The following is a 13,967-nucleotide window of genomic DNA, read 5'->3' as shown; positions in this document are numbered from 1 at the left end:
AGGCGCAAATGTACAATTAAAACAATAATGAAAGTAATTTTTTTTTGAATTATTCATAAAATGAATTAAAGCGAATAATTCGAATGATTTTATCTAAATATTAAAGCAAAAAAACCACTCTTTCGAGTGGTTCTTATAGATAAAAATGATTGGCGTATTATTTACCTCCTTCCATTTTCTTTTTCAATTCTGCTAAAGCATCGATATCTCCAAGAGTTGATCTTTCTTCATTGTTTGAAGAAGATGAAGTATTGTTAGATCTGTTGTTAGAGTTTTCTCTTACATTTTTCTTTTCTTCGTCTCTAAAAATACCCGTATGAGATACTACTACTCTTTTGAATTCTTTGTTGAATTCGATTACTTTAAACTGAGCATCTTCACCTTTTTTGATTTTAGATCCGTCTTCCTTCTCTAATAATCTTGATGGGCAGAAAGCTTCAACTTCAGCATCTTCGAATTGTACAGAAGCACCTTTATCGTGTACTTCTACAGCTTTTCCAGCATGTACAGTTCCTTCAGCATATTTAGTTTCAAATTTATCCCATGGGTTTTCCTGAAGTTGTTTGTGACCTAGAGATAATCTTCTAGCCTGGATGTCTAATTCTAGAACTACAACATCTAATTTATCACCAACTGCACAGAATTCTGATGGATGCTTGATTTTCTTAGTCCAAGAAAGGTCAGAGATATAGATTAATCCATCAATACCTTCTTCCAATTCTACGAATACACCGAAATTTGTAAAGTTTCTTACCGTTCCAACGTGTTGAGAACCTACTGGATACTTAGCTTCGATATTTTCCCATGGATCTTTAGATAATTGTTTCATACCTAAAGAAATTTTTCTGTCTTCTCTGTCAAGAGTAAGTACTTCAGCTTCCACTTCGTCACCTACTTTTACGAAATCTCCTGCGCTTCTCAAGTGAGTAGACCAAGACATTTCAGAAACGTGAATTAATCCTTCTACACCTGGAGCGATTTCTACAAATGCACCATAGTCAGCAAGAACTACTACTTTTCCTTTTACTTTATCACCAACTTTCATGTCAGCAGAAAGAGCATCCCAAGGATGAGCTTCTAATTGCTTCATACCCAATTGGATTCTTGTTTTCTCGTCATCAAAGTCAAGGATAACAACTTTTACAGTTTGTCCGTCCTCTAGGATTTCAGATGGGTGGTTCACTCTAGACCAAGAAAGGTCTGTAATGTGGATCAATCCGTCAACACCTCCTAAGTCGATGAATACACCGTAAGAAGTGATATTCTTAACAGTACCTTCAAGAACCTGTCCTTTTTCTAACTGCGCGATAATTTCTTTTTTCTGACCTTCGATATCTGCTTCGATCAATGCTTTGTGAGATACCACTACGTTTTTGAACTCAGGGTTGATTTTCACAACTTTGAACTCCATAGTTTTACCTACGAACTGATCGTAATCTTTGATTGGCTTAACATCAATTTGAGAACCTGGTAAGAATGCTTCGATTCCGTGTACATCTACGATCATACCACCTTTAGTTCTAGACTTCACAAAACCGTTTACGATTTCTCCTGTTTCGTGAAGTTCATTTACTTTATCCCAAGCTTTAAGCGTTCTGGCTTTTCTGTGAGATAACTGTAACTGACCTGTTTTGTCTTCTCTTCTGTCAACCATTACTTCAACCTCATCACCTACGCTCAGGCCTTGGTTGTAACGGAATTCGTTAAGAGAAATAACACCTTCAGATTTGAAGTTGATGTCTACGATAGCTTCTTTATCTGTTAATCTTACAACTCTACCAACTAAAACGTCATTGTCGTTTAAGCTGTTAAGAGATCCGTTGTAGATTTCTTCAAGATCGCTTTTTTCTTTTCTCGCATCTGCATCAAGACCTGATTCGAAAGAATCCCAGTCAAATTGTTCCGGTGCTACGTTTTGGTTTAAAATAACCTCTGCTGAATTTGTCTCTTTTGACATTTTCTAATAAAATTTGTATTCCATCTTTTTTAATGGTCTGAGTAAATGTGGATTTAAAAAATACGGAAGTAATTAATTAATAATAATTTACCTTTTCAGACCTGCTCCACAAAAAGTGGTGCAAAATTACAAAATAATTCGATTTCTACAATACATTTATAAAGTTTATTTTAAAAACTTATCTACTAATTTCCAATAGGTTACCGTAAAAAGGAAACGTTTTATTTCAAAAAATCTTGCACGCTACAAATAAAACAAGATCAGAAGTCTTGATCAGATTTCATTCAAAATAGTAAAAAACTAGCTTTACTGAAAATCGGTAAAGCTTATTTTAATGAGAATATGTGAATTTTAATCAAAAGTTTTGCTGGAATCTTCCAAAAGTAAATTTAAAGCAGACAATTCATCCTCAGAAAGATCTCGCCATTTTCCGATAGGTAAATCAAGCTTAATATTCATGATTCTGATACGCTTCAATTTTATAACCTCATAACCAAGAAATTCACACATTCTACGGATTTGCCTGTTCAGACCTTGTGTTAAAACAATTCTGAAAGTCATATCATCAATTCTCTCTACCTCACATTTTTTGGTAACTGTATCTAAAATCGGAACACCATTACGCATTTTTTCAAGAAATTTTGAGTTGAGAGGTTTATCTACTCTCACCAAATATTCTTTTTCATGGTTATTTTTACCCCGAAGAATTTTGTTTACAATATCTCCGTCATTGGTTAATAAAATCAAACCTTCACTTGGTTTATCTAATCTGCCGATCGGGAAAATTCTTTTCGGATGATTTATATACTCTATAATATTGTCGATTTCACGTTTTGTATCTGTGGTACAAACAATTCCAACAGGTTTATTAAATGCAATATAGATCGGTTTGTCTTCTGATTCACGAATTGGTTTTCCGTCAACTTCTACAACATCGTCATCCGAAACCTTTGTTCCCAATTCAGGAATCTGACCGTTTATTTTTATTCTGCCTTCCTCCAAAAGCTTATCTGCAGCTCTTCTTGAGCAATAACCTACTTCCGAAAGATATTTATTTATACGCGTTTTTTCCATTAATCTATTCCTTCTACTGTATAATTTTTATTACTGAAAACTGTAATTCCGTAACTTAATCCTATAAATACGGCACTTGAATTTCCAAGTTGAAATCCTTCTAAAACCAAACCTCCTTCCTGGCTTAATCTTTTTGAATAAGAAACCTGCAGACCAGCTTTCAAACTCCAAAAATCAGAATTGGAAACTGCAGATTTATTAAACTGTTTTCCATAAGTAACATCGATAAAAAAAGCCTCATCTCCCGGATTAAAAATAATTTTAGGCTGAATCAACCAATACATCATGTGAAAATCAGGATCTATGTAGCTGTATTTCAAACCTGTGCCCAATGCAAAATTAGGAAGAAAATTATAACCACCAATTACGGAAATCCCATAAGTCAGTTTATTAGGAAGATAGGGCGAAATATATTGCTGATAATATTGCGAATCTTTATTTTGATTGTCTTTAATTTGATTTCCTAAATTGTACCCAATATTCAAAGTCGGATTTACATAAAAATTCATTTTTGGCTTTCTGGAATCATCAACCTGGGAAAATATCTTCAATGATAAAAACAAAAATGAAATCAATAATACATTTTTAACCATAATTTTCAAATCTGTAGTCGTTGTTTAAAAATTCAGAAGTTCCATCTTCAATTTTGTAATCACCGATTTTTGTTCTTCTCAACTGCGTAAGATAAGCTCCTACATTCAATTCCTGACCAATATCGTGTGCCAAACTTCTGATGTAGGTTCCTTTTGAACATCCAACAGTAAAACTTATTAATGGAAAATTAATTTCAACATCTTTAATGTAATGAATCGTTGTTTTTCTTGATTTCATTTCAACCTCCTCTCCTGCTCTTGCCAAGTTGTACGCTCTTGCTCCGTCAATTTTTATGGCTGAAAAAACCGGTGGCTTCTGATCTATTTCACCTAAAAACTTGTCTAAAGCATTTTTCACATCCTCTTCATTAACATTTGAAAAATTGTGATGAAGAATTTCTGGTTTTTCGGTGTCATAAGATTCGGTCTGAGCTCCGATTTTAATTTCCGCCCAGTATTCTTTGGGAGCATCCTGAATTTCAGGAATTTTTTTTGTGAATTTTCCTGTGCAGACAATTAATAATCCTGTTGCTCTCGGATCCAAAGTTCCGGCGTGACCGATTTTAAATTTTTTCGGAAGATCAAATTCACGTTTTAGCTTGTATTTCATTTTATTGACAGCCTGAAAAGAAGTCCAATCCAAAGGTTTGTCTAATAAAAATATGTGTCCTGACTGTAATTCTTCTGCGGTCATTATTGTAAAATTTCGGTAATAGAAACCAGTTTAGGTTGTTGACTTATTTTTTGCACACAGCTTTCAGAATTAATATCATTTATAAAACATTTTTTTCCGTTAACTAAATAATATATTTTTTGATAAGGATATATAGAATTATTTGGAGTAATATTAACAGTATACTTTGCAGGAATTTTAATCTTATAAATTTTATTATCAACAATATTTATGTTTTCATGAAAACATTTCCCATTTTTATAATACTTAGGGAAATTTTCATAAGACAAATTTTCATCTGAAACCAACTCTTTACATAACAAGATCCTTTCTGGAAATTTATTCTCAATTAATTCTACAAAAATTTCTTTTTCAGAATTTGTATTATTCTTTACAAAGAGTGTATGTGCAGGAGAACAAGAAAATATAAAAACACAGAAAAATACTACACTAAAAACTTTTAAATAAAACTTCATGAATTTATTTAAAAAAATAAAAATAAATCAACAAAGCAATCCCAACAAAAATACGGTACCAACCCCAAGGCTTGAAACCATATTTATTTAAAACTCCTATGAATGCTTTGATGGCAATCAACGCAACGATAAAAGCAACAATGTTTCCAACAATAAAAATCATGATGTGATCCTGAGATTCCAGAATCATTTCGTACCCTTTCATCGGATTAGCAGTTTCTTTACCCCAGGTTTTTACAAAAACTGAATAAACCGTCACCGCCAACATCGTAGGAACTGCCAAAAAGAAAGAAAATTCTGCAGCAGCTTTTCGAGATAAACCTTGCGTCATTCCACCAATAATTGAAGCAGCACTTCTACTCGTTCCGGGCATCATGGCAAGACATTGCCAAAAACCAATGGTGACAGCTTTTTTAATTGAAAGCTCTTTTTCATCATGAATGACAGGATTTTTAAACCATTGATCAGCAAAAAGTAAAACAACCCCACCTAAAACCAAAACCGATGAAATTGCAATCTGATTTCCTAAGACAGATTCAATCATATCATCGAAAATATATCCTAAAACCAACGCAGGAATCACGGCGAATGCTAATTTATAGTAGAATTGAAGGTTTTTAAGATCGAAAAACTTTTTCCAGTAAGCCACCACAACCGACAAAATGGCTCCAAACTGAATGGAAACCTGAAACATTTTTAAAAATTCTGTTTCTTCCAAACCCATCAGATTTGCAGTAAAACCCATATGCGCCGTTGAAGAAATCGGCAAATATTCTGTAAGTCCTTCTATAATTGCAATGATAATTGCTTTGATTAAATCCATTTTATGTAATAAAAATTAAAAAGACTAAGAAAGCCGGAGATTTAGCAACAGAGTCTAAATTTCCAAATTTCTTAATCTTTAAATAAAAATTGTACTTCTATTTTCTTTTTAAAATTGCATATACTTCAATCACGAAGCCAATGACAACAAGCAACGGCGCAATTCTAATTCTTCTGATCGAAAAAATACCGTCATTCCAAACATTCGGATCGAGTTTTCCGTCAACGGTGTTTGCATCGGGACCCATCATCAGAAGGAAACCTACAACGATGCACGCAAGACCAATCAGCATCCATTTAAAGTTTTCTTTACCGAAATAAAAATTACTTTCTTCAGACACTTTTGTTTCGTTACCATAATCTGATGCCGAAAATTTATTTGTTTTTTTGCTCATTTTTAAGAATAGTATAAATCGTCAACATTAGATCTCAAGAATCTCCAGGTTGCAATAATTGTACTTAATATCGTGATAAAAATTCCCAATCCAAAGATAGAAATAACCAACCAAATGTATTGATTTGTATCTTGTACGAAAGGAGTTTTGATAGTCGTGGTAAAATAATACCAAATTCCGAATAGTGCCAAAAGACCAATTATCGCACCTAATAACCCTAAAACAAGAGCTTCTTTTATAAACGGTGTCAAAATAAATCTTCTTTTTGCACCAACCAACTGCATAGTTTTGATAATGAAACGTTTAGAGAAAACCTTCAGACGTATAGAGTTGTTAATCAATACAATTGCCAAAACTAGAAACAATAGACAGAATGCTAAAATCCATTTTAAGATTTTATTTAAATTGTTATAAATTTTCTGGGAATCTGTATCGTTTTTTACATCGATAATTCCGGGAACGGCTTTTATCTCTTTTAAAACACCAGCAATTTTTGTAGAATCAGTAAACTCTGCCTTAAGAGCAACTTCAACTGATGCCGGATAGATATCTTCTTCGAAAAGCGCTTCCGTATCAATTCCCAAACTTTTTTTAGCTTCAGATGTAGCCATTTTCTTGGAAATATATTTAGTACGTTTTACAGACGGCATTGCTTTAATAACTTCAACGGCAACCGCTTCCTGTTTGGCTATTTTAGCAGAATCTTTAACATCGTAGTTTTCGTCGAAATAAGCGTTTACCACCAATTGCTCTTTTAAATAATCAGAATATTTTTGAGCATTGATTAAAATAAGCCCCATTAATCCTAACAAAAACAGCACTAATGCGATACTTACCACGACCGTAATATTGCTGGACCGAAGCCTTTTTTTATTAAACTCTTCTACAGATTTAGCCATTAATATTAAAATTTTTGGCTAAATTAGAAAAAATCTTCCGAAATTTGGGACGAATTAAAGAAAATCACTGTTAACAAAATCATAAAAAACATTGAGTGTAAAAGCAAAAAAACATCTTGGTCAACACTTTTTGACTGATGAAAATATCGCAAAAAAAATAGTTGACGGACTAAGTTTTGAAAATTATAAAAACGTACTTGAAGTAGGTCCCGGAATGGGAGTTCTTACTAAATATCTGATTGAAAAAGAACAAAGAATATTTCTCGCAGAGATTGATAATGAATCAATTGATTATTTAAAACAGAACTATGATAAAATCACAGAAGAAACTTTTGTCGGAGATTTTCTGAAGCATGATTTTGCAGGTTTGGATAACGAGCAAATTGCTATTATCGGGAATTTTCCGTATAATATTTCTTCACAGATTTTATTTAAAATTATTGATCATTACCAACAAATTCCGGAGATGGTGGGAATGTTCCAAAAAGAAGTGGCAGAAAGAACTGCGGCTGTTCCGAGAACAAAAGACTACGGAATATTGACAGTTTTAATTCAGGCTTATTATGAGGTAAAATATCTTTTTACAGTTCATGAAAATGTTTTTAATCCGCCACCGAAAGTAAAGTCGGGAGTCATCAGACTGACAAGAAATCCGAAAGAAGGTTTAGCCGGAAACGAGATTCTTTTTAAGCAAATTGTAAAAGCAGGATTTAATCAAAGAAGAAAAAAACTCTCAAATGCTTTGAAAATTCTAAATATTCCTGAAGCTTTAAAAACGCATGAGTTTTTAGATAAAAGAGCTGAAGAACTCAGCGTATCAGATTTTATTTCTTTCACTCAGCTTTGGAAAGAAAATCAGTAAACAAAAATGCCTCTCAGATCTGAAAGGCATTTTTTTATTTCATATTGAGAATTACTCTCTGTTTTTCAACATAATCCAACCCGATCTGCTCATCTGAGTTTTAGATTTATTGTATTCAAAATTAAATTTGTACCAATACGTTGCAGTCGGCAATCTTTTTCCACCCACCGTTCCGTTCCAGATTGGTGTTTCTTTTGAAAATCTGAACATCTCAACGCCGTATCTGTCATATATAGAACCTGTGAAGTTTTTGAAACTTCCTAAAGATGTAAGATCTAAAACATCGTTTACGCCATCATTATTCGGGGTGATCACATTGGTAATATTAAAGGTGAAGAAATCTATTGTGCCATAACAGCTTGTTCCTTTAATTCTCACTTTGATCGTGTAATTTGTATTGTCTAAAAGGCCAGGAAAAACGGTAGATTCCTGCCAAAAAATTCCGTCAATAGAATATTCAAGCGTTTGAGGAATATTATTAATCGTTGGATTGTGAGCTGTAACCGTTAATGTGTTTCCAGCATAATCGAGATTAGTAAAATACGGCAAAGCTGCAGCCTGAACTTTTACTTTAAATTCTTCCTGACAAACAGCATTATCTACTACTACGGTATAAATCCCTAATTCCGTTGCTACAATTGTTTGAGTAGTTGCACCGGTATTCCAAAGGTATGTATAATTTTCGCCTGCACCTGCATCTAAAGTAATTTTGTCTCCCACACACATTTCTACATCCAGCAAAGGCGTTTTGATTTCCGGTAAAACTTCTATTCTCACTTTTGCAGGCTGAAGTGACTGACAGCCTTTTGTACCAATTGCATATACCGTAAAATCTGTAGACTGGTGAAGTGTTACTGTTTGAGTATTACCAGATCCTCCGAAATTATTCCAAAGATAAGTAACACCACCTGCTGCTGTAAGTGTAACTGATTCTCCGGCACAAATTCTATACTGTGAAGACGCAAGCTGTGCAACCGGAGTTACTTCTCGCTGTAATGTAAGTTTCACCATCTTACTGCAGAAAATTCCGTTAGAGACTACTACATAAAGTATTTGTCCGTCTGTACCGTTATAATTATAAACATTAGTTATATAGTTGTTGTTTTGAGCCACTGCATCTGCCTGGTTTTCGTAAAAACGGAAAACTGCTGTCTGGCTATCAAGACTGATTGATGCTTTTGTTGCATTCAAATCGAAAGATGTAACAGTTGGCGTTGTGCAAAGCAAATAAGTACCGTCATGTGCTTCCGGAGTGGTTCCTCCAACTATTTTTATACTCGCAGATCCGGGACAAGGATTACCCGGAACACTTACTTCTATCTTGTAATCTCCTGGTTGTGTTGCTGTGATGGTATTGGTATTAGCATTAGGAATTACAGCTCCGTTGAAAAACCACTGATAATTTAAATTTGGTCCGCTTGTAGATGCAGTAATTACTTGCGGTACATTGTCACATACATTAATTTCTGCAGGCAACTGCGCTCCGGCAGGATCTAACAAATTTACTCCGATATCAAATGAACCCGCTTCTAAAAATACTGCGGAACCATAACTGCTATCTCTAGCATCCGCAACCACCATTTTAATATGGTAAGATTGGCCAGGAATTACAGTGGCTTCTGCAGTAAGTGGTGCTGTGATCCCGTTATAATTGGTTGCGTTTGGAGATAATGAGCCAAAATACTGCCCGTTTATAGGTCCGCAAGCGAAACTTGCCGGTAAAATATTGGGTACAGAAACAGGTCCTGCACCTCCAGGTAAAACAGCCAAATTAGTATAGGTAGAACCTGGTGTATTCGGTCTTAGTAACAAAGCAAAAGCGTCATCGTACTGAAGCGGAGGACAAGGATAAATACCTTCATATTCTTCAGATGCGAAAATATATCTGAATTTCATCTGAGAACTTGTAGGTACAAAATCAAATTCTAAAATAGCAGCATTACTAATCTGAGTAGTTACTCCAATCGCTGCAATAAGATCTGCATCACTTCCTCCACCGTTACCATCGCTTAATGTGTTAGGTTCATTGGTATTACCTGCCTTTCTTGCCCAACCTGTCGTTAGTACAATCCCTTCCTCAAAAGGGAATGTTGAAGTTGTTTTATTAAAATATCCCCAGAATCTATTGTTGTTTGTTACCGGTTGATTGGGGCTGACTGTCACGTTAGAAATATTAGGTGTTCCGCAAGAACCTGAAGTTCCAACCAATACATCTGTAACCAATTGTGTGGGAGTATAATTACTTTCAGGATAAGGGGTAACGTTTACATCAATATAATCTCCTGCTTTTTTTGAAGCTGAATTATTTTCTTTAATCGGCTTTCTTGACTGAATTTTCTGAGCATTAATAACATTAGTAGTGAATAAAAATAACGAAAACAGCAGTAGATATCTCTTCATAATAATTTTGTTTCAACAAATTTAACAGTTTTTTAAACATACGCTATCAATTATTCTGTTTTTAACATAATAAAAAAACACATCTTTCGATTTTTGAAAGATGTGCTTTTAAGAAGGTTTTGCAAATTAATTTCTGTTTTTAAGAAGTATCCATCCAGATCTTAATTCAAGTTTTTTACTTGCAGGGTTTTCCCATTGTACCCGATACCAGTAGGTCGCAGTAGGTAAATTAATACCTTTAAGAGAACCGTTCCACATTGTGTTTGATTTATCTGCTTTGAATAGCTCTGCACCATATCTGTCAAATATTGATGCTGCAAAATTTTTGTAACTGCTAATTCCAGAAAAATCAATATAATCATTTATACCATCATTATTCGGACTAATTGCATTGCTCATCAGAAATGTGAAAAACTGCAATGAAGTGCCGCATTTTGCTCCTATTACTCTTACAACCAAACTGTAATTGGTATTCTTCATTACATTATAAAATATATTTGAAGGCTGCCAAGTTACACCCCCATCAATTGAGTATTCTAATACACCTCCTGAAGGATTAGTTGTAGATATAGTCAAAACATCTTTATCGAAAACTATATTGGTAAATTGTGGCAGATCGGGATTAATGATTTGTGCTGTAAATAATCTTGAGCAGGTACCGTTACTTATTGTCACAGAATATGATCCCGGAATATTAGTCGTAATGGTTTGTGTAGTTGCGCCTGTACTCCAGAGATAAGTATAGTTTGGGCCAGCTCCCGCATCTAATGTCGCAGGATCTCCCGCACATACATTTACATCTTTTAAAGAAGAAACAATTGCAGGAACTACTTCTATCGTAATTGTAGCAGGGGTAGTAGATACGCAACCATTTCCACCCAATGCAAAAACCTGATAAGGTGTAGTGACTGTTGGTGTAACAATTTGTGTATTCCCTGTTCCTGTAAGACCTACCCAGTTGTAAGTAAATCCTCCACTTGCTGTTAATGTCACTGATTCACCTGCACAGATTTTTAGTTTAGAAGCTACAACAGAAGCAGTTGGCGGTCCCACAACAATAGTTATTGAGGCAGGATTTGCAGAAATACATCCATTTGCTCCTACAGCAAAAACGGTGTACGTAGTATTATTTGTGGGAGAAACTACCTGAGTTGCGCCATTGCCAGTAAGACCATTCCCCCAATTATAAGTTACGCCACCAGAAGCTGTTAGTGTAACCGATTCACCCGGACAAATTTGCAGAAATGTAGAAGATAAATTTGCAACCGGTAAAACCTTATCCTGAACTACAGTTACAGAAGTAGTAAAAGTACACGTTAAGTTTCCAGGTTGTGTAATGTTAGTCACTGTTAAAGTATAAAGACCTCCTGCATTCACTACAGGGTTTAAAGTATTAGCTCCGGACACGATATTTCCTCCAGTCGTTGTCCACAAAATTGTTGATCCTGTGGGAATTGTTGATGCCGAAGCATTTAAAGTTATTTGCGGAACTGAACAGGTGATCGTTTGAGGAGTTGCTATTGTTAAATTTGTTACGGCTGTTGTCTGTAGTTGTAAGATTACCACATAACTGCAGCCACCATTTTTTACAAGCACATAGATCGTTTGGTTTCCTGTGCTTGAAAAAGTTGTGGGAGTACCAATCGTGCTTGTATTTCCTGCATTAGCATCTGCCTGATTGATGTAGTAAGCAAAAGTTGCCGTTCCTGAAGAGGTTATCTGAGTTTGGGCAGATGTAAGATCATATACAATGCCTCCTTGCTGATAACATTTCAGAAGGGTTGCATTCTGTACAGTAATAGGTTGCGAGACTTCAATCGTTATTGTTGCAGGAGTAGTAGAAACACATCCATTTGCACCAGTTGCCAAAACAGTGTAAGTTGTCGTTGTTGCTGGAGTAACAGTTTGAGTATTTCCCGTGCCTGTAAGTCCGGTCCAATTGTATGTTGCACCACCAGAAGCAGTAAGGGTAACGGTTTCGCCTGCACAAATCAATATTTTACTTGCAGTGAGTCCTGTGGTAGGCGCATTGCTGTCTCCAACAACTGTAACTGTTGATGTAGCTGTACAAACTACATTTCCGGGTTGGTAGGTGTTGCTTATTGTTAAGGTATAAGTTCCTGCCGTATTTACTACAGGATTTAAAGTATTTCCGCCTGAAACGATATTTCCGCCCACTGTAGTCCAGGCAAAAGTAGAACCCGTTGGATAAACCGATGCAGAAGCATTTAATGTAATCTGAGGATTCGTACATGTCAAAGAAGCAGGTGCTGCAATAGTTGCTGTTACCTGTGGTGCTTTTACCAATTGCAGTTGCGCAACTTTTGAGCAAAATCCATTTTTAACTAAAACATATATTGTTTGACCTCCCGAACTTGGATAAGTTGTAGGAGTGGCAATAGTACTTGTATTTCCCGCATTAGCATCCGCTTGATTTTCATAATAAGAAAATGTTGCTCCGGGAGTTGTACTGATTGCGTTTTGAGCAGCTGTCAGATTAAAGTTAACATTTCCTGCTGCATAACAACTTGTAAGCGTAGCGTTCTGAACTGTAGGTGAAGTTCCGCCAACAATAGTGACGGTGGCGGTTCCAGGACAGGAGTTTCCGGGGATAAGTACCTCCACTTTATACACTCCGGGTAAAGTGGCTGTGTAAGAAGCAGAAGTAGCTCCGGGAATAACTGTATTGTTTAAATACCAAACATAGGTTGCACCAGAAACCTGAGTAGAAGCTGTAAAAGTTTGTGGCGCGTTGTCACAAACATTTATTGAAGCAGGAAGCTGAACTCCAGTCGGTCCTAAAATCTGTACACCGATATCAAATGAACCCGCTTCCAAAAACACACCCGAATCATAAGCAGAATCATCATAATCTGCTAAAACCATTTTAAAATGATAGGACTGTCCGGGAACAACCGTTGCTTTAGCTGTTAAGGGAACTGTACGCCCATTAAAATTTGTTTCAATAGAAGAGGTGTTGTATCCTCCAAAATATGAAGCATTTAGCGCTCCGCAAGCAAGAGGTGCTCCGCCAAACTGGAATGCAGGCCGTATATTTTTTGTACTTACGGCTCCGGCACCACCCGGTAAAACCGCTAAATTTTGATAAGAAGAACCTGGCGTATTCGGTTTTAGCAAAAGAGCAAACCCATCACTATAATCACACGGAAAACTACCATTGTATTCTTCTGAAGCAAATAAATATCTGAAAGTAACTTCTGTAGAAGTAGGAACAAAATCAAATTCGATGTAACTGGCATCACTCAGTAAAGTATTTGATAACCCTAATGCGGCGGCTAAATCAACATCACCTTGAGTAGGAAGCGCATCACCGATAGGACCTGATATGAAATTATTACCCGCTTTACTGGCGTGTCCTGTAGTAAGTACAATCCCTTTTGCGAATGGAAAATTGGTAGTTCCTTTATTAAAAAAACCCCAGCTTCTATTAGGATCTCCGGAAGTAAGATTGGGTGACACAACTACATTCGAAACATTTGCTGTCGCACATGTAGATCCGCCCGCAATAAGTACATCTTTCACCAATTGACTTATACTGAAAGAGGATTCTGTATAATTTGGAGTATTTACATCGATAAACGAACCCACTTTGTTGGTTTGAACAGATGGTTTCGCAAGATTTTGACTCTGACTTCTTTTCTGTGAAAAAGTAAAATTACCTAAAAGCAGTAAAATTAAAACCGGAAGTAAATTTTGTAATCTACTATTTAACATTTTAAACTATTTTAAACAAAAATACTATTTTTTTTATTCAAAATTCAAGCAAAATTCATTTACATTAGTTTTAACACAATT

At 35.4% G+C, this 13,967-nt stretch carries 11 protein-coding genes; 1 reads left to right on the top strand and 10 read right to left on the bottom strand.

The features are described 5' to 3' along the window. Nucleotides 1–157: 157 nt before the first annotated feature. From rpsA to ACOOWA_RS02940, 8 genes are all read right to left on the bottom strand, one after another. Nucleotides 158–1,957 carry a 30S ribosomal protein S1 gene (rpsA, locus tag ACOOWA_RS02975; protein WP_421373116.1) on the bottom strand — a complete coding sequence of 600 codons (1,800 nt, stop codon included), beginning with the start codon at nucleotides 1,955–1,957 and terminating at the stop codon, nucleotides 158–160. Between the two features lie 351 nt (nucleotides 1,958–2,308). After that, a complete protein-coding gene (gene rluF, locus ACOOWA_RS02970; RefSeq protein WP_421373115.1) occupies nucleotides 2,309–3,031 on the bottom strand; it encodes a 23S rRNA pseudouridine(2604) synthase RluF in 723 nt (240 codons plus the stop codon). Next, nucleotides 3,031–3,624 (bottom strand): hypothetical protein, encoded by a 594-nt coding sequence (locus ACOOWA_RS02965; protein ID WP_421373114.1) that lies wholly within the window; start codon nucleotides 3,622–3,624, stop codon nucleotides 3,031–3,033. Before ACOOWA_RS02965 ends, rluF begins: the two co-directional genes overlap by 1 nt. Beyond that, the gene (truB, locus tag ACOOWA_RS02960) at nucleotides 3,617–4,318 is read right to left on the bottom strand and encodes a tRNA pseudouridine(55) synthase TruB (RefSeq protein ID WP_421373112.1); all 702 of its coding nucleotides are present in this window, start codon (nucleotides 4,316–4,318) and stop codon (nucleotides 3,617–3,619) included. The genes ACOOWA_RS02965 and truB overlap by 8 nt, the downstream gene beginning before the upstream one ends. Continuing rightward, on the bottom strand, nucleotides 4,318–4,773 hold the full coding sequence (locus tag ACOOWA_RS02955; protein WP_421373111.1) for a hypothetical protein: 456 nt from the start codon (nucleotides 4,771–4,773) through the stop codon (nucleotides 4,318–4,320). The genes truB and ACOOWA_RS02955 overlap by 1 nt, the downstream gene beginning before the upstream one ends. Before the next feature lie 4 nt (nucleotides 4,774–4,777). Beyond that, on the bottom strand, nucleotides 4,778–5,596 hold the full coding sequence (locus tag ACOOWA_RS02950; protein WP_421373110.1) for an undecaprenyl-diphosphate phosphatase: 819 nt from the start codon (nucleotides 5,594–5,596) through the stop codon (nucleotides 4,778–4,780). Between the two features lie 97 nt (nucleotides 5,597–5,693). Then, nucleotides 5,694–5,990 (bottom strand): DUF3098 domain-containing protein, encoded by a 297-nt coding sequence (locus tag ACOOWA_RS02945; protein WP_421373109.1) that lies wholly within the window; start codon nucleotides 5,988–5,990, stop codon nucleotides 5,694–5,696. 2 nt (nucleotides 5,991–5,992) lie between these two features. Further along, the gene (locus tag ACOOWA_RS02940) at nucleotides 5,993–6,889 is read right to left on the bottom strand and encodes a cell division protein FtsX (protein WP_421373108.1); all 897 of its coding nucleotides are present in this window, start codon (nucleotides 6,887–6,889) and stop codon (nucleotides 5,993–5,995) included. A gap of 91 nt (nucleotides 6,890–6,980) precedes the next feature. Between ACOOWA_RS02940 and rsmA the strand changes: the two genes are divergently transcribed. Next, a complete protein-coding gene (gene rsmA / locus ACOOWA_RS02935; RefSeq protein WP_421373107.1) occupies nucleotides 6,981–7,751 on the top strand; it encodes a 16S rRNA (adenine(1518)-N(6)/adenine(1519)-N(6))-dimethyltransferase RsmA in 771 nt (256 codons plus the stop codon). A 51-nt stretch (nucleotides 7,752–7,802) separates the two neighbouring features. Here rsmA and ACOOWA_RS02930 read toward each other — a convergent pair whose 3' ends face one another. Continuing rightward, nucleotides 7,803–10,151: a choice-of-anchor L domain-containing protein gene (locus tag ACOOWA_RS02930; RefSeq protein ID WP_421373106.1), complete on the bottom strand. Its 2,349-nt coding sequence runs from the start codon at nucleotides 10,149–10,151 to the stop codon at nucleotides 7,803–7,805. 126 nt (nucleotides 10,152–10,277) lie between these two features. Next, nucleotides 10,278–13,886 carry a choice-of-anchor L domain-containing protein gene (locus ACOOWA_RS02925; protein ID WP_421373105.1) on the bottom strand — a complete coding sequence of 1,203 codons (3,609 nt, stop codon included), beginning with the start codon at nucleotides 13,884–13,886 and terminating at the stop codon, nucleotides 10,278–10,280. Nucleotides 13,887–13,967: the final 81 nt, after the last annotated feature.

It is taken from the genome of Chryseobacterium sp. GP-SGM7, from assembly GCF_049166575.1.
Taxonomy (GTDB): Bacteria; Bacteroidota; Bacteroidia; order Flavobacteriales; family Weeksellaceae; genus Chryseobacterium.
Note: the sequence above shows the minus strand (reverse complement) of the source record. Positions and strands in the feature narration are given on the sequence as shown.